Raw genomic sequence first — 24,143 nt, forward strand, 5'->3', positions numbered from 1 at the left:
GTTATTTGTATTTCTCAATCAAGTTATCTGCCTGCAGATTGCCCATTTCCTTGGCTTTCTGCAGGTTTTGTATTCCCTCTTTCTTGTTGCCTTTCAGGCACTGGGCCACACCTAAGAACAAGTAGCCGTCGCTATCGTTAGCATCAACGCTCAGACTCTCCTTAGCGGTTGCTATCGCATTGTCGTATAGACCTACACGGATTTCGAGCGAGGCCTTCTCGGCATAATAATAGGTCTCCTTAGGATTCATCACAATGGCGCGGGTGATATCGTTGAGTGCCTGCTGATACAAGCGCCCCTCGATTTCGGCCTGATGACGGATGTAGTAGAAGTTATCATTTACGTTGGCTTTCATCAGCTCCTCGTAATCGTTCATGTCGGCGATAGCCTCACGGAATTTCTTAGCCTGCAAACGAGCCTGGGCGCGTGACCACAGATAAGGGGCGGCTTCCTTCAGGTAGGGCTTGCTGAACATGTTCATGGCGCTATCCATCAGGGCCAGCATCGAGGTGGTGTCCTGCAGCATCTCCTTACAACGGGCAGCGCTGAAGTATAGCTCGGCACTCTTCATGTTGGTGTTTGAGAGATCGTTGAAGATGTCGTAGGCTTCGGCGTATTTCTTCTGGGCAAACAGAATGTTAGCCTCAGTCTGACGATACATCGACTGTGGATTAAAGGTGTTGGCGGTACGAACCTCTTCAAGCGCCTTGTCCAGTGTCCACTTATCGTAAGGCACATCAGCCTGGAATATCATTTTGTTATAGATCATGCGGCCATAGTTGTAATGGGCATCATCCTTCTGCTGAGCGTATTTGATGGCCATCTCCATATCTCTGTCGGCGGCGGCAAAATCATTAGCACCAGCCTCAAGCTGAGCACGGTACATATAACCGTCGGCTGCGTTGGGGAACTTATGGATAAAGTCCTCAATCAGGGCTGCATAAGCGGCTGAATCCTGACGTGTCTGGGCCATATAGAGTGCCAGAACGGCCTCCTTGATGTTATCGGGCAATTCCTTCTTAATCTTGGTTTCCAACAGACTCGACTCGTTCATGCCAAAGCCCGATATCTTCAGCGAATCGGCAAAGCGGGCGCTAACGGCATAGGTGAGTGTATCCTTATCGGTAGCGGGCTGCTGCATCAGGCCGATGACTTCGCCCAGCTGGTTAATCAGCGGACAGCTAACGGTGTTGGCGGGCATGGTGAGCGCTACGGTATAGTAATCGTACTCGCCTTGGAAGGTTTCTGCCTTGCGAACGGTACCTGCTGGCACGTTCTTTACTTCGTGATAGGGCAGCAACCAAGCCTGACTGCCTACTGTGGCCGAAGCGCTGCTGATGACCAGAGGCTGTGTTTTACCGCTTACGCGGAACTTTACTACATCGTACATATCGTTTACACCTACGATGCTTACTACGGGCAGTTCCTTACCTGCTGCATCAATTACTACAGCTCTTGTGGCACCCTTGAATGGAGTGTAGTTACTTACGGCATCGCCATTGGCGCTGGTAAAGAAACCGTTACTGCTGCCGATGAGCGAACCGTCTTCGGCAAAGGTTTTCAGGGTGAATACCGACTTAGTGGCTTTCTTTACCCAGCTAGGCTGAGCGCCAGCCAGTAATGGCATCACCGTCAGTAATATTAAGAATAATCTTTTTTTCATATTTCTTTTATTTTTCAATGTTCAATGTTCAAAGTTAATGTCCCAGCAGAGCTTTTGCATTCTGTATGGCGGCCTCCGATACGTCGCTACCACTCAGCATCTGGGCAATCTCGCGTACACGCTCGTCGGCATCAAGTTGGCGCATCTTACTGGTGGTACCGTTGGCGGTCTCGTTCTTCTCAACCTTATAATGTACCGAGCCTAAGGCTGCAATCTGCGGCAGGTGCGTGATGCTGATAACCTGACGACCATGACCGCCCATCTCCTTCATAATCTGAGCCATCATCTCGGCTGTTTTACCACTCACACCGGTATCAATCTCGTCGAAGATAATCGTAGGCAACTTCACGGCGCCGCTGATCATCGCCTTGAGCGACAACATCACACGGGCAATCTCACCACCCGAAGCCACCTGCGAAACAGGCTGGAGTGGGGTAGAAGTGTTGGCGCTGAACAGGAACGAAACCCTATCGGTACCATTTATGCCCAACTCAATAGCAGTAAGCTGGATGCTGAAACGAACGTGTGGCATACCTAATGGTACCAGGCGTTTCTGCATCTCGTCCTCAATCTTCTTGGCGGCCTTAGTGCGCAGTTTGGTGAGCGCTTCAGCCTCCTTACGGGCTTGGGCTTCCAACTGGCTGAGACGTGCCTTCACTTCGTCGAGTGACTCGTCGCCGTTCTCGATGGCCTGCAACTGCTGCTGCAAGTTGTCGCGCTTCTCAATCAGCGCCTCGATAGCGTCAACGTGGTATTTCTTCTCTAACTCGTAGATGCGATCCAAACGGTTGTTAACCTGATCCAGTTCGGCAGGATCGAAATCTACCGACTCTAATAGGCTGCTGATTTCATGAGCCACATCCTTCAGGTCGATATAGCTGCTGTCGATACGCTGAATCAAATCGCCCACCTCGGGATACACAGCCTCGATGCTTCGTAAGGCCGAGAGCGATGAACGCAACTGTTCTATCACGCCGTTCTGCTCGGCCGATAGGGCGTTGTCGGTAGTATATAGGGCGCTCTTGATATCCTCGGAGTGCTCCATCGTGTCGCTGCGCTGTTCCAGCTCTTCCTGCTCGCCTTCAAGCAGGTGTGCATTCTGAAGCTCCTCGTATTGGAATTGCAGGAAATCGCGGTTCTCACGGTTGCGTTCGATAGCTGCTTGCAACTCAGCCAATTCTTTCTCGGCAGACTGATAAGCAGCGTATGTCTGCTGGTATTTGGCCAACTGAGTAGCGTCGTCGGCAATGATATCTACCACCTCTAACTGGAAGTCCTGCTTGTTCAGCAACAGGTTCTGATGTTGCGAGTGAACATCCATCAGCTGGTCGCCTAACTCCTTGAGCATAGAGAGAGCTACAGGCGTGTCGTTGATAAACGCGCGACTCTTACCGGCTGCTGTAAGTTCGCGACGGATGATACAGTCGTCGGCATCGTACTCGATATCGTTCTCGTCGAAGAATGCCTGCATGTTGTAGCGCGACAAATCAAAATGCGCCTCAATCACACATTTATCGGCTCCTTGTTTGATGGTTTTCGAGTCGGCACGCTGTCCTAACAGCAACGCAATGGCGCCTAGGATAATACTCTTTCCGGCTCCAGTTTCACCAGTGATAACCGAGAAACCTTCGTAGAGCGAGATATCCAGCTCGTCGATCAGCGTAAAGTTCTTGATATATAAATGCTTAAGCATAGTAACTCTATTTGGTAATTTGTTCCCAACTATTATTTTGCGAGGCGTTCAGGCCCATCAGCAAGTCGTAGATACGTTGTTTCTCTTTTTGTGTACCTTTACCTTTGTAGATGTTGGCCAACTCATCCTTCTTGTAGTCGGTCCATATCTGCGGCAACAAACTCAGCGGCTTGTTTTCGTGGGCCTGTTGAAGGTCGTTCTCGAGTGCTGCCGATATTTCTGTTCGGCCACGTTCGGCGTTATTGGTCATCTCGTCGAGTCCCTTACGATAATAATCGTATTGCAACTGGCGGAAGGGTTTCATGCCTTCGTCCATATAATCATTGATAATGGCAAAGCGGTTGCGGTTGTCCTCGAACGATTTCCAACCCGTAAAACCTAAGTTCTGGGCGTTGTTAACCAGCACCAGACAGCGCTGTAGTACATCTGTTCCCCCCATTGGCACAAAGCTGTCGAGGTCTAAGCCAATCGTCAGTAAAGCGTAGTAGGCTAGGAGAGCGGTCAGTTGGTTGTCGATGTTCTCTTCGGCAAAGTTTAACTGGTCGAACTGCTGGAACACAAAGTTAAAGTTGGCATCCCTATTATTATATAATGTAGTGGTATAAGCTGCATTATAAACAGGGCGGTTGGCTTGTATAAGTGCGGTACACTCAAAGCGGTTCTCATCGCGAAGATACTTGTTTACAGTCAGGTTCATGTTGCACTGAATGCGTTCGTTTTTCTGAAACTGCAGGTCGGTCCATGCGCGCTCGTTCATAAACTGCTCGATGGTTTGCTGCAGGTTCTCAAACACGCTGGCATCGGTGCCTTGTATCTGACTGTGGTTCACACTAACCTTAACTTGCAGCTCTTGGGCATGTATTCCAAGAACTGCAAGTAGTGCTAGTATGGTTAAACAAGTATTCCTGATCATCCGTTAAGTTTTGACTCGCGAAGACGAATTCTTGTAAGTACTTGCTTGGTGTTATACGTGAAGTCGCCCGAAAGAATCCAACTGTAATAGCCTGGGTCGATATGCAGCACGTCGGCTACAGGAATGCCCTTGTGCTTTCCGAAGTTGAATACCTCGGTGAGGCGTGGATTTCCTTGTTCGTCGAGTAGGGTATTACCGTTGCGATCCTTCATCTCGCCCCAAACAATACGACCGGCAAAGTCTACATTGTTGTTAGCACGCGAGAATTCGGCTAGCTTGTTCATATCGTTCTCAAGCACCTTCTCGGGGTCTTCATTAGCACCTGGTGCATACTTGTCCAGCTCGCCCATCAGCACACGATAGGTGGCTTCGGTATCCTGGTCGGCACGGTGTGCTTCGAAGTCTTCCTCCATCTTGCGTCCGCAGTAGAACTTATAGGCAGCAGCCAGATTGCGGCGCTCCATCTTATGGAAAATGGTCTGTGCGTCGATCATCTTACACTTGCTGAAATCAAAATCTACGCCAGCACGCAGGAATTCCTCAGCGAGAAGGGGAATATCAAAGTGGTTTGAGTTAAAACCCGCAAAGTCGCAGCCTGTAAATTTCTCGGCCAGCACGGCGCCCAACTGTTTGAATGTGGGCTTGTCCTTTACGTCATCGTTCGAGATACCCGTAAGCTGGGTAATCATCGGCTCGATGGGCTTTTCGGGGTTTACCAACTCGTTGCCGCGTTCTTCGTGTCCGTCGGGATATACTTTTATATACGAGATCTGGATAATACGGTCCTTAACCAAGTCAAGGCCCGTAGTCTCCAGATCGAATATTACCAGAGGTTTAGTTAAATTCAGTTTCACCTTTTTCTTCTCCCGCTTTTTAGTCGTTAATAAGCATAGGCATCATCAGCATAACAACCTCCTGATTCTCTGGCTGCTCTGAAGGCAGAACCAAACCAGCGCGACTAGAGTCGGCCAACTGGATAATGACATCAGGACACTCGATGTTGCCCAGAATCTCGATAAAGGCGTTGCCCTTGAAACCAATGCTCATTGGTATGCCGTTATACTCACAGGTCATGCGCTCTGTAGCGGTCTTTGAGAAGTCGTAGTCCTCAGCATCCAGCTGGAATGTAGAGCCTTCAACGTGGAAGCGTACCAGATTGCTAGAATCGTTAGCAAATGGCTGTACGCGGCGCAGGGCAGCCAGCAGTGACAGACGATCCAGACGAACCTCGTTAGGATTATTCTGTGGAATAACTGAGTTATAGTTGGGGTAGCGACCCTCAATCAGGCGGCACAGCAGCACACCATCACCGTAGTTAACCTCGGCGTTGCGCTCGTCGAAACGGATGGTAACATCGCCACCATCTTTACCCAGCAGGTTCTTCAGCAGGTTAGCGGGCTTCTTAGGCAGGATAAATGCCGATGGCTCCTCGCTCTTAATGCTGAATATCTTGTTGCGAACCAGCTTGTGTCCGTCTGAAGCAACTACTGCCAGGTGATCGGGAGTAAGATCGAAGTAGATACCGTTCATCACAGGACGGAGCTCATCCTGAGCGGTAGCGAAGATGCTACGGTTGATGTTCTCGGCCAGGATGGCGTTCTGCAGAACAATAGTCTTGGCAAACTCGCTAACTGACTGTGCCACAGGGAATTCGTCGGCATTGTCGACAGGCAGTGAGAACAAACCGTTCTGGTAGGTGATCTTTACCAGATTCTGCTCCAGATCCACGTCGAATGTGATGGGCTGCTCTGAGAAGCCTTTAACGGCCTCCAGCAGGTCGTGGTTACCGATAGCAAACCGGAAGTCGCCATCGCTTTCGGTCAGCTCCAGCTGGGTCTTCATCACGTTCTCAGAATCTGATGCTGTCAGATGCAGAACATTGTTTTCGATCTCGAATAAAAAGTCACCCAGGATGGGTAGAGCATTTTTACTGTTAATCACTCTCGAGAGTGCAACGAGCTTAGAGCTCAGTGCTGTGCTTGATAATGTAAAACGCATAGTTTATAGTTATTTTATTATTCTACATATTATATTATTGGTTACAAAATTACAAAAAAAAGTTGTAATGAGCAAAAAAAAGAGCAGAAATGTGCGTTATTCAAACTATTTTTAGTAATTTCGCACTCTGAAAACGATATTTTCAACAAAATAAAACAAAAAAGATAATGGAATTAACAGGTAAAATCATTGCGGTAATGGAAGCCCGCGGAGGCGTTTCGGCCCGTACAGGCAACTCATGGAAGACTCAGGAATACGTTTTGGAGGTTCCTGGTCAGTATCCTAAGCGTTGCGTTTTTAACGTATTTGGTGAGGACAGAATCAATCAGTTCAATATCCAGAATGGTGACGAGCTTACCATCCAGTTTGATATTGATGCTCGCGAATATAATGGTCGTTGGTATAACGATGTACGTGCTTACAACGTTATCCGTGGTCAGCAGCCTGTGGCCGGTGCTCCTGTAGCAGCTCCTTCAGCAGCTACATCACCATTTCCACCAGCACAGGAGCCTGCTAGCGAGGGTTCGTCTGACGATCTGCCATTCTAAGAGATTTATCCAAGAAATAAGGCTATAGTCCTCACGGTTGTGGGGACTTTTCTTTTTTTACGAGAATCCATATTATGATAAATAGAAGTTTCTGTTTTTGCGATATTTCGAACCAATGGTCAGGTTGCTTCAAAATATCGAAGTTTTGAAGCATCTGCTTTAACGATGCTAATTGAATAATATTGTTATGTTAGATTATTTGACATAGAAATCCTTAGTAAGATTGTGGTACCAATCGCTGCGCTGACCTGGGAATGATTCTAATACTTGCTCTTCGAAATTTACTTGTTCTACGGGATGCTTTCTAAACTCAACCAAATGACGTTTAGGCAGTTTGTTGGGCGTAGTTTTAATCAGACAGATTCTGGTCAAGAATAATCCCTCGAAAGCTGCGGCTGACTCTACGTTATCCTGATTATCGGCAGGAATAACTAACGACAGAATACCATCGGTTTTTAGCAGCTTACTGGCTACGTGCATCAGACTCTCGTACGTTAAACTTACAGCGTGACGGGCCAGCGTTCGTTGATCTTGTGGGCACGTGAGTGAATCAACGAAATATGGTGGATTACACACGATGACATCATACCCTGCTTTGTCATCCATTTTTGTAGCATCTTCTCTATTTATCATAATCCGGTTGACGAATGGAGAGCCTACTACGTTTTCCTGGGCTTGATGGACAGCATCTTCATCGATATCAATGCCTGTAACTTGCGCTTCAGGAAAGCGTTGAGCCATCATTAGTGCTACCAGTCCGGTGCCCGTTCCGATGTCCAGAATACGTGCTGCTGCAATGGGCGCGTTAGCCCATGCGCCAAGCAGTGTGCCATCAGTACCAACCTTCATGGCGCAACGGTCCTGATAAACAGTGAATTGTTTGAATTGAAAGCTGTTTTTTGCCATAATCGCGGCAAAGTTACTAATAATTTGTTAATTCTTGCCCCTTTCGTACGTATTTCTTAATTTTTATTAGTAACTTTGCACCCCGATTTAATAATTTTGAAAATGAGTAACCAGAATAATAATTCAGCATTTCAGATGATTGCTGATGTAGATGGAGATTTGAAGGATTTTTTGAATGTTCACACGCCTGACCGTGTGCCCATTCTGGCTTTGCGCAATATGGTTCTGTTCCCCGGTGTGGTAACGCCGATTCTTATTGGTCGTCAGGCCAGCAAAGCCTTGGTTGAAAAAGCTGAGAAGAAAGGTTTGATAATTGGCGTTGTAGCCCAGCGCGATCCCGATGTGGATTATCCCGATAAGCACGACCTGTTTGAGGTGGGTGTTTATGCCAAGGTGATGAAGCTCCTCACCCTACCCAATGGCAATATTACCGCCATTCTGCAGGGCTTGGGACGCTTGGAACTGAACGATATTGTTGCTACATCGCCTTATCTTGAGGGCGACGTGACAGCGCTTGAGGAGGATCTGCCCGATCCAAAGGATCGTGAGTTCAATACAGCTGTGGCCGATCTACGCGAAATGGTTAGCAGATACGTTTCGGTATCGGAAGAAATCCCCGACGAGGCCAGCTTTGCTATCAAGAATATCTCGAACAAGGTGATGATGCTTAACTTTGTGTGCACCAACATGCCGTTCAACTACAAGGAGAAGCAGAAACTGCTGGAAATCGGTCTTGTAAAGGAGCGCCTGTTCACCACCATGAAGATGCTGAACCGCGAGATTAACCTGCAGAACCTGAAGGCAGATATCCGTAACAAAACCCGTGAGGATATCGACGAGCAGCAGCGTAACTACTTCCTGCAGCAGCAGATTAAGAACATGCAGGCTGAGATGGGTAACGGCGAGTCGCCCGAGAAGCACGAGCTGCTTACCAAAGGCCGCTACAAGATGTGGAAGTTCGAGATTGGTAAGTATTTCCGTAAGGAGTGCGACAAACTGGATAACCTGAACCCACAGAGTCCTGAGTATAACGTGCAGCTTACTTACCTGCAAACGCTGGTAAACCTGCCATGGGGCGAATATACCGTTGACGATCTGAACCTGAAGCGTGCCAAGCGCATCCTGGATAAGGACCACTATGGTATGGAGAAGGTTAAGGAGCGTATCCTTGAGTATATGGCTGTGCTGGCTCTGCGTGGCGATCTTAAGTCGCCTATCCTGTGCCTCTATGGCCCTCCAGGTGTTGGTAAGACATCGTTGGGTAAGTCGATTGCCGCTGCCATGAAGCGTAAGTATGTACGTGTTTCGCTTGGTGGACTGCACGACGAGGCTGAGATTCGCGGTCACCGTCGTACCTACATCGGGGCTATGCCTGGACGTATCATCAAGAGCATCCAGAAGGCTGGCTCGAGCAACCCCGTATTCATTCTCGACGAGATTGATAAAGTAACACAGAATACCCACAATGGCGACCCTGCATCGGCCCTGCTCGAGGTGCTCGATCCAGAGCAGAACAACGCCTTCCACGATAACTATCTGGATGTGGATTACGACCTCTCGAAGGTGCTGTTCATTGCAACGGCCAACAACCTGAGCACGATTCCTCGTCCCCTACTCGACCGTATGGAGGTTATCGATGTAAGTGGTTATATCACAGAGGAAAAGATTGAAATCGCAAAGCGTCACTTGATACCACGCGAGCTGGATAATACCGGTTTGAATATCGAGGCAAGCATGAAGCCTTCGTTCAATAAGGCTGCCATCGAGATGATTATTGAGCGTTATACCCGTGAGAGCGGTGTTCGTCAGCTCGAGAAGCAAATCAACAAGGCCCTGCGTAAGATTGCCTTTAAGCGCCAGATTGAGGATGGTACTGAATACAAGAAGATTACCCCCAACGAGCTGGAGGGACTGCTTGGCAAGCCACCTTTCTATCGTGATATCTATCAGGGCAACAATTATGCCGGTGTGGTAACAGGTCTGGCCTGGACTTCGGTTGGCGGTGAGATTCTGTTTATCGAGACATCGCTCTCAAAGGGTAAGGGCTCAAAGCTTACACTTACCGGTAACCTGGGTGATGTGATGAAGGAGTCGGCCATCCTGGCTGTTGAGTACGTGAAGGCTCATGCCGAGACGCTGAACATCGACTACCGCATTTTCGATAACTGGAATATTCATATCCATGTGCCCGAGGGTGCTACACCCAAGGACGGTCCTTCGGCTGGTATCACTATCGCCACCTCGATTGCCTCTGCCCTCACCCAGCGTAAGGTGCGTAAGAACACCGCTATGACCGGTGAGATCACCCTGCGCGGAAAGGTTCTGCCTGTAGGTGGTATTAAGGAGAAGATTCTGGCCGCTAAGCGTGCCGGTATCACCGATATTGTGATGTGTCAGGAGAACGAGAAGGATATCCTTGAGATTCCCGATATGTACCTGCAGGGCGTTAACTTCCACTATGTGGAGAACGTGCAGGATGTATGGGATTTTGCCCTGACCGATGAGATTGTAAAGAATCCGCTCGATTTCACTATCCCCGAGGAGAATAAGGATTCGAAGAATTAAGATTGAAGATTTGAAGTATTTGAAATGACATTTGAAGTACAACATACCGATGCAGCCAGCGATGCCCGTGCGGGATTGATTACCACCGATCACGGACAGATTCAAACTCCTATCTTTATGCCTGTTGGCACAGTAGGAAGCGTAAAGGGTGTGCACTTTAGCGAACTGCGTGAGCAGGTTAAGGCACAGATTATCCTTGGTAACACTTATCATCTGTATCTGCGTCCAGGTCTCGACATTCTGCGCCAGGCAGGTGGCTTGCATAAGTTTAATACTTGGGATCGTCCTATCCTTACCGATTCGGGCGGTTTCCAGGTCTTTTCGTTGACAGGTATTCGTAAGCTTCGTGAGGAAGGTTGCGAGTTCCGTAGTCACATCGATGGTTCTAAGCATATTTTTACGCCCGAGAACGTGATGGACACCGAGCGTGTGATTGGTGCCGATATCATGATGGCGTTCGACGAGTGCCCACCGGGACAGAGCGACTATAAGTATGCCGAGAACAGTCTGCGCCTCACCCAGCGATGGCTGGAGCGCTGCGTAAAGCGTTTTAACGAAACCGAGCCCCTGTATGGCTACAACCAGACGTTGTTCCCCATTGTGCAGGGCTGTACCTATAAGGACCTGCGCCAGGATGCTGCCAAGCACGTGTGCGATGTGCTGGCTAAGCTGAACGACGGCGGTGGTGCTTCGATTGGTGGACTGGCCGTGGGCGAGCCTACCGAGGTGATGTACGAGATGATCGAGGTGGTAAACGAGATTCTGCCTAAGTCGCGTCCACGTTACCTGATGGGTGTTGGTACACCTCAGAACATTCTGGAGGGTATCGAGCGCGGTGTGGATATGTTCGACTGCGTAATGCCAACCCGTAACGGTCGTAACGCCATGCTGTTTACCTACGAGGGAACGATGAACATGCGTAACAAGAAATGGGAGAACGACTTCTCGCCCATCGATCCCGATGGCTGCGAGATCGACCGCATACATAGCAAGGCCTACCTGCATCACCTGTTCAAGGCTCAGGAGCTGCTGGCCATGCAGATTGCCTCGATTCATAACCTGGCGTTCTATCTGCGCTTGGTGGGCGATGCCCGACAGCACATCATTGCAGGCGACTTTGTACAGTGGAAACGTTCGGTTATCGATCAATTAGGAAGAAGACGATGAAAGAAGCATTTCGTAAGATAAAACATTGGCTGCGATGGCTGCGTTGGCTTAAATGCCTGAGATGCCTCAGGGTGCTGAATCCGTTCAGTTACCTTAAAAGGCTTGACCGCTACATCATAGCCAAGTTTATTGGTACTTACATCTTCTCGATTATCCTCATTATCTCTATCTCGATAGTGTTTGATGTGAACGAGAACCTGGCTAAGTTCTCTACCTATAACGCACCGCTCAAGGCGATTGTATTTGATTACTACGCCAACTTTGTGCCCTACTTCGCTAACCTCTTCTCACCGTTGTTTGTGTTTATTGCCGTCATCTTCTTTACCAGTAAGCTGGCGGGCAATAGCGAGATTATAGCCATGCTGGCAGCTGGTGTAAGCTTTAAGCGCCTGCTGCGCCCTTATATGATATCGGCGGCATTGATTGCTGCCGTTAACTTTTATCTGGGCGGCTATGTGATTCCTAAGGGCAACCAGGTTAAGATGGATTTCGAGGCCAAGTACAAGAACAAGGAGCGTAACCTTTCGGCCAACAACGTGCAGCTGATGGTGCAGCCGGGTGTGATTGCCTATCTGCAGCAGTACGACGACGTGACCAAGACGGGTTACGGTTTCTCGCTCGATAAGTTCGAGAACAAGAAGCTGGTGAGCCACATGACGGCCTCGGTTATCCGCTACGATTCTATCAGCGACAGCCGTTACCACTGGAAGGCTCAGAGCTATAAGATACGTACACTGAAGGGTTTGCGCGAGGAGATCGAATCGGGTGCAGTTATCGATACCTTGATACAGATGGAGCCTATGGACCTGGTGTTCTCAAAGGGACAGCAGGAAACCCTTACCTCTACCGAGCTGAGCGATTATATCTCGAAACAGGTTGAGCGCGGATCGGTTAACGTGGTGCAGTACGAGGTTGAGTACCACAAGCGCATAGCCACCTCGTTTGCATCGTTTATCCTCACCATGATTGGTGTGTCGCTGTCAAGTCGCAAGCGTAAGGGCGGCATGGGTATGTACCTGGGTATAGGTCTGGCCCTGTCGTTCGGTTATATCCTGTTGCAGACTATCAGTGCCACCTTCGCCATCAATGCCGACACGCCTGCGCTGTTGGCTGCGTGGATACCTAACTTATTATATGTAATCATAGCATACTTCTGCTATAGACAAGCACCGAATTAATGAAATTTGAAGAAACATATTTGAACGATAATATCCTCGATGCGCTGTACGACATGCACTTCGAAGATATGACGCCCATCCAGGAGCAGTGTATTCCTGAGATTCTGGATGGATACGATGTACTGGGTGTGGCCCAGACTGGTACCGGAAAAACTGCAGCCTACCTGCTGCCTATCCTTTCTGAACTCGATGATGGCGACTATCCCAAGGATGCCATCAACGCCATCATCATGTCGCCTACCCGCGAGCTGGCTCAACAGATAGATCAGGCCATGCAGGGCTTTGGTTATTATCTCGACGATGTGAGCAGCGTGGCTGTTTACGGCGGTAACGATGGTAACCGATACGATCAGGAGTTGCGCTCGATGCGTATGGGTGCCGATGTACTGATTGCCACACCAGGCCGACTGCTCAGTCACCTCAAGGTAGGTAATCTCGACCTCTCCCGTTGCTCATTCTTTGTGCTCGATGAGGCCGACCGCATGCTCGATATGGGCTTTATCGAGGATATCATGAAGATTGTAAAGGAGTTGCCCGACAGCTGTCAGCGCATCATGTTCTCGGCCACCATGCCTAAGAAGATCCGTGAGCTGGCCGTACAGCTGCTGCACAACCCCGTTGAGATACAGATTGCCGTATCAAAGCCTGCCGAGAAGATTCACCAGATGGCTTACGTGTGCTACGAGCCACAGAAGCTGAAGATTATTCAGAACATCTTTAAGAAAGGCGACCTGCAGCGCGTGATTATCTTCTCGGGTAAGAAGGAGCGCGTAAAAGAGGTTACCCGCAAGCTGAAGTCAATGCACGTTAACTGCGACCAGATGCACTCCGACCTCTCGCAGGCCGAGCGCGATGAAGCTATGTACCGCTTTAAGGCCGGACAGACCGATGTGCTGGTGGCTACCGATATTGTGGCCCGTGGTATCGATATCGACGATATCCGACTGGTTATCAACTACGATGTGCCATCTGATAGCGAGGATTACGTACACCGTATCGGTCGTACAGCCCGTGCCGATCGCGATGGTGAGGCCATCACCTTTGTGAGCGATACCGATATGTACCGTTTCCAAAGTATCGAGCACTTCTTAGGTAAAGAGGTTGAGAAGCTGCCCCTGCCCGAAGGCCTGGGCGAAGCTCCCGAATATAAGAAACGCGAAAAGAAACCCACCAGTCGCCGCAACGGTCGTTGGCATTCAAAGGGCCACGGCGGTCACGGAGGTGGTGGCAAAGGCCACGGAAACGGCAAAGGTAAGGGCCAAGGCAAGCAAGGTCAAGGTAATAAAAATAAAAAAGTATGATAACATTTCCTATAGCAAAGATCAATCTCGGTCTGAACGTTGTCGAGAAGCGTGCTGATGGTTATCACAACCTGCAGACGGTGTTCTTCCCTGTGCCCATCAAGGATGCGCTCGAGGCATACCCGATGGATGCCGAGTTCCCCTCGCAGGTGGATTGCGACCTGAAGGTGTCGAACATCCATATCGACGGCGATGAGCAGCGCAACTTAGTGGTGCGTGCTTACAACCTGCTTAAACAGGATTTTCCTGATATGCCTCGCGTGCACGCGCACCTGTATAAAGGTATACCCACGCAGGCTGGTATGGGCGGTGGATCGAGCGATTGCGGCTTTATGATTACGCTGCTTAACAAGATGTTTAACCTGGGGCTGAGCGATGAGCAGATGATACAGTATGCCGCCCGTCTGGGTGCCGACTGCGCATTCTTTATCCTCAACAAACCTTGTTATGCCGAGGGTATCGGCGAAAAGCTGCAGCCCATAGATCTCTCATTATCAGGCTGGTATCTGTCGTTGGTTCGACCAGACATTCCGGTTTCTACCCGCGAGGCCTTTGCCTTGATTAAGCCCCACTACCCCGAGCTTAACTGTAAGGATGTAATACAGTTGCCCGTTGAGGAGTGGCGTGGCAAACTAACTAACGATTTCGAAGACAGCGTGTTTGCTGTGCATCCCGAATTAGGTGCCGTTAAGAATCGCCTGTATGAGTTGGGCGCCACCTACGCTGCCATGTCGGGTTCGGGTTCTACCCTGTTCGCCCTGTCAAAGCAGCCGCTTAATCTCGAAGAGTTCGCTCAAGAGGGAACATTTATTACAACTATATCAATATAATTTAAAACATTATGAAACAAACAATCCTTGTTACTGGTGGAACCGGTTTTATCGGCAGTCACACCACTGTAGAGCTGCAGGAAGCAGGCTACGAAGTTGTTATTATCGACAACCTGTCGAACTCAAACGCAAATGTAGTGGATGGTATCGAGAAGATTACCGGCATTCGTCCTGCTTTTGAGAAGGTTGACTGCTGCGACATGGAGGCCCTCGAGGGCGTGTTCAAGAAGTACCCTAAGATCGAGGGTATCATCCACTTTGCAGCCTCGAAGGCTGTGGGTGAGAGCGTTGAGAAGCCGCTGCTGTACTACCGCAACAACCTCACTTCGCTCATCAACCTGCTGGAGCTCATGCCTAAGTACGATGTCAAGGGTATCATCTTCTCATCAAGCTGTACCGTTTACGGCCAGCCTGCACAGGAGAACCTGCCTGTTACCGAGAACGCTCCTATCCAGAAGGCTATGAGTCCTTACGGCAACACCAAGCAGGTAAACGAAGAGATTATCCAGGATTACATCCACTCTGGTGCACCTATCAAGAGCATTATCCTGCGTTACTTCAACCCCATCGGTGCTCACCCATCAGCACTCATCGGCGAGCTGCCTAACGGTGTGCCCATGAACCTCATTCCTTTCGTTACACAGACTGCCATGGGTATCCGCGAGCAGCTGAAGATCTTCGGTAACGACTACAACACACCTGACAAGACCTGTATCCGCGACTATATCTATGTAGTTGATCTGGCTAAGGCTCACGTAAAGGCTATGGAGCGCGTGCTTGATAAGCCTGAGTGCGAGGCTGTCGAGGTATTCAACATCGGTACCGGTAAGGGTCTTTCTACCCTCGAGGTTGTAGAGGGCTTCGAGAAGGCCACTGGCGTAAAGGTTAACTGGACCTACGCTCCACGTCGCGAGGGCGATATCGAGCAGGTTTGGGGTAATGTCGACAAGGCCAACAAGGTACTTGGCTGGAAGGCCGAGACGCCTACCGAGGAAATCCTGCGCACCGCATGGCGCTGGCAGCAGCAGCTCCGCGAGCGCGGCATTCAGTAATACAATATCAAAAGGAAGAACATCCAATGTTCTTCCTTTTTTTATCCTTTTCCCAACCCTCAAGGGATAAGGTAATCGAAAAAACACGATAAATTGTCATTATATTTAAAAATATTTGTATATTTGCAGCAAAATATATAAGTATTACCGATGAAACGATTTATCTATACCTTACTGCTAAGCGTTATTGGCACTTGCAGCATACAAGCACAAAAACAGTTGGTGTTCACACCTACGTGGACAGCGCAGGCGCAGTTTGCCGGGTTCTACGTGGCTGATGCCCTGGGATTTTTCAAGGACGAGGGACTGGATGTGATTATCAAGCATCCGTCGGCCTCGAACACCAGTCTTAACCGTCTGAAGAGCGGCGAGAGCCATTATGTGGCCCTGCATCTGGTGTCGGCACTCGATATGATTGATAAAGGCGACGAGCTGATTAACGTGATGCAGTGCTTTCAGCAGAGCGGCGAGATGATAGTATCACACAAGCCCCTGCGAGGTCTGAAGAGTCTCGATCGCAAGCGTGTGGGCTGCTTTAAGTCGGGCATCTCCAAGCTGCCCATTGCCCTGGCACGCCGCGAGAAGGTTAACATCGAGTGGATACCGTTTATCTCTCACACCAACCTGTATGTCTCGGGGGCCATCGATGCTACGCTGGCCATGAACTACAACGAGTATTACCAGCTGATTATGGCCGGACAGCGCCTGAATAGGAATCAGATTATATACATGCGCGACATCGGTTGCAACGTGCCCGAGGACGGCGTCTATGTTACCAAGGAGTATTTTGCCAATCACAAGGCCGAAGTAGATAAGTTTGTGAAGGCCTCGAAGCGCGGTTGGGAGTACGCCATCAGTCATCCCAAGGAAACGCTGGATATCGTGATGCTATACATGCGACAGGCAGGCATTTCGGGCAATGAGGACGCACAGAAGTGGATGCTGAAAGAGTGCCTGCGCCTGCTGGTAAGTCCCAGAACCGGCAAACGCACCTATAAGCTTGAGCCCGAAGGTCTGAACCAGGCCAACAGCATTCTGCTGCAAGGCGGCGAGATAACTAAACCTATCACTTACAAACAAATCACCGAACCATGAAGTATAACAGTTATATCAAACCTTTCCGGACCCTCTACGCCCGCATCACCATGTGGATCATGTTAACGGTGCTGGTGGTGTTCGTCATCATCACCTATCTGGTTACCTACTTTGGTGCCAAGGGTGTGCTGTTAGGCTCAACCGAGAATGCCAAGAGCCGCATGGAGATCACTAACCAGCGCATCAACACCGTGATGCATGCTGTAGAAGTGGCCGTTTACAACACCATCCCCGAGGTGGAGCTATCGCTGAACAAACCCGACGATATGTATCGCATCGTGCGCCGATTGCTCGAAATCAATCCTTATATCGTTGGCTCAACAGTGGCGTTCGAACCCTACTACTACAAGGAGAAGGGCGAGCAGTTCTCGCCTTATGCCTACAGGAGCATCGACAACAATATCCAAACCAAACAGCTGGGTACGTCCGACTACGAGTACCACTATATGGACTGGTATCAGATACCCAAACTGCTGAAGAAGAACTACTGGAGCGAGCCTTACTACGATCGCGGTGGCGGCGAGCAGATGATGACCACCTTCTCGCACCCGCTCTACGACAAGAAGGGCACCCTGTATGCCATCATCACGGCCGACATATCGCTTGAGTGGGTTTCCGACCTGCTCCGTAAGAGCGATATCGATTTCAACAATAAAGCCCTGGAGCTGAATATCAATAGCGATGCTGAACTGCAGGCCGAATTGGAGAACGACAGCGATTTCTTCTATCACTACGCCTACTCGTATATCATCGGCAAGGGTGGCACCTATATCGCCCACCCCATGCGCGAACGCATTCTGAACGATACGTATTTCAACCACTCGATGAAATACAACGACAGTATCGACAACCTGATAGGCTACGAGATGATCGACGGTAAGAGCGGCATGCGCACCATCAATCGCGACGGCACCGAATTCATCGTCAGCTACAGTCCGATAGAACGTACAGGCTGGTCGATGGCTACGGTCATCCCCAACAACCTGATTACCAACCGTTCCATCAAGTATGCCACCATCATCGTGGGCGTCATGCTGCTTGGTTTACTGGTGCTGTTCATCATCTGTCGCAGCATCCTCAAGCGTGCTACCCGTCCGCTGGCCTTGTTTGCACACTCGGCCGACAATATCGCCAAGGGTAACCTGAACGCCTCGCTGCCGGTGATACGCACACACGACGAGATGAAGCAGCTGCACGACTCGTTTGCAATGATGCAGAAGTCGCTGAAACAGCAGATCGAGGAGTTGAAGACGGTGAACGCACAGAAGGGACGTATCGAAGGCGAGCTGAAGGTGGCGAGCGACATCCAGATGTCGATGCTGCCTAAGATCTATCCGCCTTATCCCGACCGCCAGGATATCGACATCTTCGGAAGTCTGACCCCCGCCAAGGCCGTGGGCGGCGACCTGTTCGATTTCTATATCCGCGACGAGAAGCTGTTCTTTGTCATCGGCGACGTGTCGGGTAAGGGTGTGCCGGCATCACTGGTAATGGCGGTATCGCGCACGCTGTTCCGCATCGTGTCGTCGCACCTCGAAGAGCCTAGTGGGATTATGCATCAGATGAACGAGGCGCTGTCCGACCAGAACGACTCGAACATGTTCGTCACCCTGTTCATCGGTTCGCTCGATTTGAGAAACGGTCATTTGCAATACTGTAACGGTGGTCATGATGCCCCGTTGCTGGTGAACCTGAAGGAGAACACGCAGCAGCTGTTGGATTGTAAGTCGAACCTGCCTGTTGGTGTAATGCCTGGTTTCGACTTCGAGTCGCAGGAAACGGATATCGATACCGACACGCTGATATTCCTTTATACCGACGGACTGACCGAGGCCGAGAACATCCAGCATCAGTTGTTTACCGAGGCCCGCATCTTCGAAGTGGCCCAGCAGCTGCTGACCGACGGAACGGCATCGGCCGATGGCGTACCCGTTTCGGCTCAATCGGTTGTTGAGCGCATGGCGAGGGCTGTGCATCAGTTTGTCGGCGATGCCGAGCAAAGTGATGATCTCACCATGCTAGCAATCAAAAGGAAGAACATCTAACGTTCTTCCTTTTTTAAATCCATTTCTTTTTTTGCATCCCGGTAATGCGGTGCGCCTATTTTTGCTGGGTTCCCCAGCCGGGGGACACCCCCGTACCCCAGTGCAGGGTTCACCCTGCACTCGTCCCAACCTCCTTAGTCCTCCTTATCTTAAGGAGGATCTCAAACCACTCCCCAAACCCCTCGCCAATCTTTGGCAAGGGGCTTAACCGCTCCTCCTGTCGCTCTTTCATTAAGGTACGCTCAGGGCATCAAAGCCCTGGCGTGGTTGTCTTAATGGGGGTAAGCCCCCCCCCCTCGAAAACATTCTTCGACAAGCGAAGCGACAAGCCGATTACTTGCGTCCCTTCGGTAGCAAGCGCTTCGCGATTACCGCACGGTGCTTCATGCTTTCTCGTGATAAATCACTCGAAAACATTCCGCACGAGGAGGTCTTTAGAGGAATGCAAATTCTTTGAATCGATATTGAGTCTCGGATTGCGGTACGCAATCTGAGCAACGAAATGCGAAATGCTGTTTGAGCGTAGCGAGTTCATTGAGCGATTTGAAGAATTTGTGTTCCGGCCTCCGAGCTCAGGACGTTTTCGCACTCTTTCTTTTGTTTCGGTTTTCTTTCTGGTGACAGAAAGAAAATGAAAAGCCCTCCTTAAGACTAAGGAGGGTAAGGGTAGATTTGAAAAAGAATTATTGACTATTTCTTCTTGCTTTCTTGAACTTCGCCATGTACCCGTAGGTGTACGACAGAATGATATACGCTATCAATCCTGTCAGGATTCCGTCACAGATACTGCCCGTAATCGACATGAGCAGGATGGTGAGGAATGCCGGCATCGACTCGAGGTTGAACGTTACCTTGATGTGTCGAACCACGGCAAACATAAAGAATCCGGCCACTACCATGGCTGGTGCTGTGGCTGATGTGGGGATGGCCAGGAAGATAGGCGCAAATACCAGACTGACGGTAAAGCACAGCGCCGTTACCAAGGCCGATACACCTGTGCGACCGCCCTCGGCAAAACCCGTTGAACTCTCAACAAAGGTGGTTACCGGACTACAACCCAGGCAGGCTCCCGATACCGTGGCCAGGGCATCGCTCAGCATAATGCTACGCATGTGGGGGATACGTCCGTTCTTACGGATGATTCCTGCGCTGGCCATCACACCTACTACGGTACCCAAGGTGTCGAACACGTCGAAAAACAGCATGGTGGTTACGCATACCCAGAAGTCGGGCCACAGCAGATACTCGAAATCGAACTGACAGAACAAGGGCGCTGGCGATGCAGGCATCGATATCAGTTCGTCGGGTATCATGGTAATACCTGCAGGCAGTCCTACCAGTGTTACAATCAGGATACTCAACAGTAGTCCGCCCTTAATGTGCATTACGGTAAACAGTCCCGTCAGCAGCAGTCCCAGCAGGAACAGCAGCGATGTGGGTGTGGTAAGCGTTTCCATGTGGTTGAATATCGTGCCCTCGGCCAGGATGCCGCTGTTCTTAAAGCCAATCATCGCCACGAAAAAGCCGATACCGGTGGCAAAGGCATATTTCAGTGTGGTGGGCACCATCTCGAAGATAATCTGTCGCAGGTTGCTTACGCATATCAGCACAAACATCAGGCCCTCTACCAGTACCGCCGTAAGGGCAAATTGCCAAGGGTAGCCCATGGCCAGGCATATCGTCTCAACAAAAAAGGTATTCAGTGTTAGTCCTGGTGCCAGTCCGAAGGGGCGTTTGGCGATGAATGCCATGAACAGCGTGCCTATGATGGCCGACAGGGCTGTGGCGGTAAACAGCGACTGGATGGGGAATCCCTGTTCGCTCAGGGGGGCAAATATCACCGGCATCAGCGCCAGAATGTATACCATGGTGATAAACGTAGTGATGCCCGATATGATTTCGGATTTCAGACTATCTCTCTGCAGAGAGAATCCTAAGAGTGAGAAGAATTTTTCTTTCATGCTTTGGGTATGTAGGGGATAATCAGGTCGAACTTAGCGCCCTGGGTATATGTGGTGTCGAGTGTGAGCGTGCCGCCCATGTGCTGGGCCACCATGCGTGCTATCGACAGGCCCAGACCGGTGCCCTGACTAAAGCTGTCAAGCTTGGTGAAACGCTCAAATATCAGCTCGCTCTTGTCGGCTGGAATACCGCAGCCTGTATCGGTTACGGCAAAGTGCATCTTGTCGGCCTCGCGGTTCAGACTCAGTACGATGCTGCCCTGCTTGGTAAACTTGGCGGCATTGTCGAGCAGTTTGGCCAGGATAATACCTACCAGACGTGGGTGGCACATCACCTTCTCCTCGGCTGGTATGTTACACTCACTGTCTAACTTAATACCCTTGTTTACCACCGGTGCGATGGCATCGATGGCGCCTGCCATCGTTATCAGCGGCATGCACTCCTCGGCTGGTGGCAGCTCGTTGTCGCCCTCCATGTGCGATATCAGTATCAGGTCGTCAAGAATGTTCGTCAGCAGTCGGGTGTTCTCCTGTATTCGTGCGCTGTAGTCCTGTCGGTCCTGTTCGGGCAGATCCATGCCGGGCATGGTAAGTATCTGCGTAAAACCGCTGATAGCGTTAAGGGGCGTACGTATCTCGTGCATCATGCTTTGCAAGAATGCCGTTTTAGCTTTCGATGCAGCCTCGGCACGGTCGCGCTCGATGGATAGCTGCTTGTTTTGTGCCACCACCACGTTACGTTCGCGCTCCAGCTGTCGGTTTTTTACCTCCAGTGTGTGTCGCCAACGGTTGCTGGCCGACAGGAATACCAGGAATCCGATGATACCCAGAATCATCACCACACCGCCCGATGTGAATCGAGATCGCTGCTGCAGCTGTCGGTTCTGTCGGCGCATCTCCTCCATCTGTTCGTGGGTTATCTGCTCCTTTTGGGGCGCTTGTCGTATGTTGCTGGCAGGTGCCTTTTGCGATACATTATAGGTTGCCGGTTGGGCATTCGCTGTGCGATGCTCAAACTTGCAGGCCGATAAGGCGATGATAATCAACAGTATAGCTGAAATAGCCTTGGTAGCCATTAGTAATTTCTTAAGTAATCGTTTCATTAATACTCGTCTTTTCGACTGCAAAGGTACAAAAAAAAGATGGCACGAACAAATATCCGTGCCACTTTTTTAGAGGTTATTTTGACTAAGATTCCAGCCTTGTAGCATGGGGATGGGATCGATGGCTGCGGTGCCGTTTTCGTGGATGGCCATGGCGGCGCCGATGGCTATCCAGCTCACGGGGTGCTCTGCCGGATTACCTAGGCATTCCAGGGCTCCGATGCCCGACAGTTGCGACACGTGTTCGATGTACGCCCGGGTGTTGTTTTCGGTTGCCGGTGCCCATTTGTGGATGATGTCGCGTATGTTGTACAACCGGTATTTATGATAGTACGTGCGCGTAAGCAGTCTGAAGGCTGCGCGCCACCCCCACTCCATACTCTCAAACTGGCAGAAGTCGCCATCCTGTTGCTGTGCCTTCATGCCCTTCCACTTATCGCCGCTAAGTCGGATGTTAAGTGGGTTGCAATTACGTAGTCCTCGTGGTGTGCTCATGATGGTAGTCGTTTGCTGATGATGTTTACGTAGTGGTTAAGCCCGAAGATAGAGGCGGCAAACAGGAATGCCTGTGCCACGTAGAATAGCAGTCCGGTGGCCACATCGTTGATGTTCACCACCTGATACGTCACCAGCCCGATGCTGCTCACAATGAGCAGCACGGCACTGGCATACTGAGAGGTTTTAAAACTTGTGTTTTCCATGGTACTTTGATTTGGTGAGTGCTGCAATGACATAGATCACAACCCTGACGATTACTTTTACTGTTTTGTTCATAATTCTGTGTGTTTAATGAGTATCTGTTTACGTTACAAAGATACGAAAAATAATCGAAACGGCCAAATTATCAGGATACAAAATACTAAGAAATTTTACCGTTTTTGGCAGATTTTTACTACCTTTGTAGATACCAAACATGAAAAGCTAGACTAGCACAATGTCGATTATCATGGAACTGCCTGATAATGAGGGTAACAGAACACTGGCCGAAGCATTGAAGATGATTGCTGGAGCCACTTTTCCGATGTACTACGGTACACCGCAGCTACCTGTCGTGGATTCTGCGGTGAAAAACGCTATTTTGCAGATGCAGAGTGAGGCGAAGGAGAAGAAGTTGAAACTGCATCGATTCGACTATGTTTGGCTGATGAAATACTTCAACGAGGTGCATAAGAAGAAAAAGTATCCGCTGTTCTTCTATTCAGTACAGAGCTTCAGGGATTATCTGGTTAAAGAACTGCAAATCAGCGGTATAGGTTCTGTTTCCTTACTGTCGCAATACGGCAATTATCAATTCGGTAGATTCCCAGAATGGACATTTTCGGATACGGATGATTCAGGCGAACGACTACGCAGGGTGAACATCGTTAACAGGTTCTTAAGCATAATCGTAAAGAATACCGGAAAAGTTTGGGGATAGTCGTAAGGATTATCGGAAATCACGTTTTTAAGCCTTTGCTATACCGGCTAAATGTTGTAAATTTGCTGGAAAATAATAAACCTACGAAAAAATAGAAACAATGAAATTGCAATTAGTCAATCATTTTTCGGTATTCGGATACGGGTACCGGAACCGCGATGGAAAGGCAGTGCTGGCTGTAAAGCCCGAGGGCACTGCCACAGTAAGTAACATCTACCAGTACATCACATCCGAGAGCGCCAGGCACGCCACCCGCACACTTCGCGAAATGGCGGAGCAGGGCGCTACTCGCGATGAACTTAGCGACTACAAAAAGCTTAGCTTTAAGATCGCAACCTTCTCGGGTACATTCAGTTATCGTAATGCCGATCGCCTTATCAACCACACGCCTTATCTGGTTATCGATATCGACGACCTGGCATCCGAGACCGAAGCCCGACAGCTGATGCAGCGGTTTATCAGCGACCCCTATGTCGAAACCGAGCTGTGCTTCGTAAGTCCCAAAGGTCGTGGTGTAAAGTGGATTATCTCGCTACCCGAGTGGTGGCAGCCCCTACCCTTTAAGCAGCAGTTCGAGGCCGCCCGCATGCATGTTGTGTTTCACTATGGCGTGGCTGTAGATGCGTCGGGCTCCGATGTGTGTCGTGCCTGCTTTCTGCCTTACGATCCCAAGTGCTATATCAATCCCAAACATTTAAAATAAAGTAT

General features: G+C 49.8%; 21 protein-coding genes. 11 read left to right on the forward strand and 10 right to left on the reverse strand.

The annotated features are described in order from the left end of the window. Position 1: 1 nt before the first annotated feature. From T500_RS0109330 to dnaN, 5 genes are read right to left on the reverse strand one after another with little or no spacing between them, the layout of a single operon-like run. On the reverse strand, positions 2-1,663 hold the full coding sequence (locus T500_RS0109330) for a tetratricopeptide repeat protein (RefSeq protein WP_028907889.1): 1,662 nt from the start codon (positions 1,661-1,663) through the stop codon (positions 2-4). A 34-nt stretch (positions 1,664-1,697) separates the two neighbouring features. After that, positions 1,698-3,356, reverse strand: a complete 1,659-nt coding sequence (gene recN / locus T500_RS0109335; protein WP_028907890.1) for a DNA repair protein RecN — start codon at positions 3,354-3,356, stop codon at positions 1,698-1,700. 7 nt (positions 3,357-3,363) lie between these two features. Then, entirely contained in the window at positions 3,364-4,269 is a 906-nt protein-coding gene (locus tag T500_RS0109340) for a DUF4835 family protein (RefSeq protein WP_051611991.1), read from the reverse strand. Further along, positions 4,266-5,123 (reverse strand): 3'-5' exonuclease, encoded by an 858-nt coding sequence (locus T500_RS0109345; protein WP_028907892.1) that lies wholly within the window; start codon positions 5,121-5,123, stop codon positions 4,266-4,268. Before T500_RS0109345 ends, T500_RS0109340 begins: the two co-directional genes overlap by 4 nt. A 19-nt stretch (positions 5,124-5,142) precedes the next feature. Continuing rightward, positions 5,143-6,267, reverse strand: a complete 1,125-nt coding sequence (dnaN, locus tag T500_RS0109350; RefSeq protein WP_028907893.1) for a DNA polymerase III subunit beta — start codon at positions 6,265-6,267, stop codon at positions 5,143-5,145. 167 nt (positions 6,268-6,434) lie between these two features. On the opposite strand from dnaN, the gene T500_RS0109355 reads away from it, so the two are divergent. After that, complete coding sequence (locus tag T500_RS0109355; protein WP_028907894.1) at positions 6,435-6,815, forward strand: DUF3127 domain-containing protein; 381 nt, start codon at positions 6,435-6,437, stop codon at positions 6,813-6,815. Positions 6,816-7,010: 195 nt separating this feature from the next. Here T500_RS0109355 and T500_RS0109365 read toward each other — a convergent pair whose 3' ends face one another. After that, positions 7,011-7,721: a tRNA1(Val) (adenine(37)-N6)-methyltransferase gene (locus tag T500_RS0109365; RefSeq protein ID WP_028907895.1), complete on the reverse strand. Its 711-nt coding sequence runs from the start codon at positions 7,719-7,721 to the stop codon at positions 7,011-7,013. 102 nt (positions 7,722-7,823) lie between these two features. Here T500_RS0109365 and lon point away from each other — a divergent pair, with 102 nt between their 5' ends. From lon to T500_RS0109405, 8 genes are all read left to right on the forward strand, one after another. Then, a complete protein-coding gene (gene lon / locus T500_RS0109370; protein ID WP_036908942.1) occupies positions 7,824-10,286 on the forward strand; it encodes an endopeptidase La in 2,463 nt (820 codons plus the stop codon). Between the two features lie 24 nt (positions 10,287-10,310). Continuing rightward, positions 10,311-11,453, forward strand: coding sequence for a tRNA guanosine(34) transglycosylase Tgt (gene tgt, locus T500_RS0109375; RefSeq protein WP_028907897.1), 1,143 nt, complete (start codon positions 10,311-10,313; stop codon positions 11,451-11,453). Next, positions 11,450-12,631: an LptF/LptG family permease gene (locus T500_RS0109380; protein WP_028907898.1), complete on the forward strand. Its 1,182-nt coding sequence runs from the start codon at positions 11,450-11,452 to the stop codon at positions 12,629-12,631. Before tgt ends, T500_RS0109380 begins: the two co-directional genes overlap by 4 nt. Continuing rightward, the gene (locus T500_RS15690) at positions 12,631-13,932 is read left to right on the forward strand and encodes a DEAD/DEAH box helicase (RefSeq protein ID WP_036908943.1); all 1,302 of its coding nucleotides are present in this window, start codon (positions 12,631-12,633) and stop codon (positions 13,930-13,932) included. Before T500_RS0109380 ends, T500_RS15690 begins: the two co-directional genes overlap by 1 nt. After that, positions 13,929-14,762: a 4-(cytidine 5'-diphospho)-2-C-methyl-D-erythritol kinase gene (gene ispE / locus T500_RS0109390; protein WP_028907899.1), complete on the forward strand. Its 834-nt coding sequence runs from the start codon at positions 13,929-13,931 to the stop codon at positions 14,760-14,762. The genes T500_RS15690 and ispE overlap by 4 nt, the downstream gene beginning before the upstream one ends. Before the next feature lie 11 nt (positions 14,763-14,773). Next, positions 14,774-15,814, forward strand: a complete 1,041-nt coding sequence (gene galE / locus T500_RS0109395) for a UDP-glucose 4-epimerase GalE (RefSeq protein WP_028907900.1) — start codon at positions 14,774-14,776, stop codon at positions 15,812-15,814. 150 nt (positions 15,815-15,964) lie between these two features. Continuing rightward, on the forward strand, positions 15,965-16,909 hold the full coding sequence (locus T500_RS0109400) for an ABC transporter substrate-binding protein (RefSeq protein WP_028907901.1): 945 nt from the start codon (positions 15,965-15,967) through the stop codon (positions 16,907-16,909). Beyond that, complete coding sequence (locus tag T500_RS0109405; RefSeq protein ID WP_028907902.1) at positions 16,906-18,954, forward strand: SpoIIE family protein phosphatase; 2,049 nt, start codon at positions 16,906-16,908, stop codon at positions 18,952-18,954. The genes T500_RS0109400 and T500_RS0109405 overlap by 4 nt, the downstream gene beginning before the upstream one ends. Positions 18,955-19,637: 683 nt before the next feature. Here T500_RS0109405 and T500_RS0109415 read toward each other — a convergent pair. The 4 genes from T500_RS0109415 to T500_RS0109430 form a co-directional block, all read right to left on the reverse strand. Beyond that, entirely contained in the window at positions 19,638-20,915 is a 1,278-nt protein-coding gene (locus T500_RS0109415) for an NCS2 family permease (RefSeq protein WP_028907903.1), read from the reverse strand. Then, a complete protein-coding gene (locus T500_RS15695; protein WP_028907904.1) occupies positions 20,912-22,018 on the reverse strand; it encodes a sensor histidine kinase in 1,107 nt (368 codons plus the stop codon). Before T500_RS15695 ends, T500_RS0109415 begins: the two co-directional genes overlap by 4 nt. Positions 22,019-22,087: 69 nt before the next feature. Next, positions 22,088-22,513, reverse strand: a complete 426-nt coding sequence (locus T500_RS0109425) for a hypothetical protein (RefSeq protein ID WP_028907905.1) — start codon at positions 22,511-22,513, stop codon at positions 22,088-22,090. After that, positions 22,510-22,719, reverse strand: coding sequence for a hypothetical protein (locus tag T500_RS0109430; protein WP_028907906.1), 210 nt, complete (start codon positions 22,717-22,719; stop codon positions 22,510-22,512). The genes T500_RS0109425 and T500_RS0109430 overlap by 4 nt, the downstream gene beginning before the upstream one ends. A 245-nt stretch (positions 22,720-22,964) precedes the next feature. On the opposite strand from T500_RS0109430, the gene T500_RS0109440 reads away from it, so the two are divergent. Both T500_RS0109440 and T500_RS15700 read left to right on the forward strand, forming a co-directional pair. Then, complete coding sequence (locus T500_RS0109440) at positions 22,965-23,435, forward strand: hypothetical protein (RefSeq protein WP_196243496.1); 471 nt, start codon at positions 22,965-22,967, stop codon at positions 23,433-23,435. 100 nt (positions 23,436-23,535) lie between these two features. Then, positions 23,536-24,138, forward strand: coding sequence for a BT4734/BF3469 family protein (locus tag T500_RS15700; protein ID WP_051611993.1), 603 nt, complete (start codon positions 23,536-23,538; stop codon positions 24,136-24,138). Positions 24,139-24,143 lie beyond the last annotated feature (5 nt).

The organism is Xylanibacter ruminicola Ga6B6, assembly GCF_000687715.1.
GTDB lineage: Bacteria > Bacteroidota > Bacteroidia > Bacteroidales > Bacteroidaceae > Prevotella > Prevotella ruminicola_B.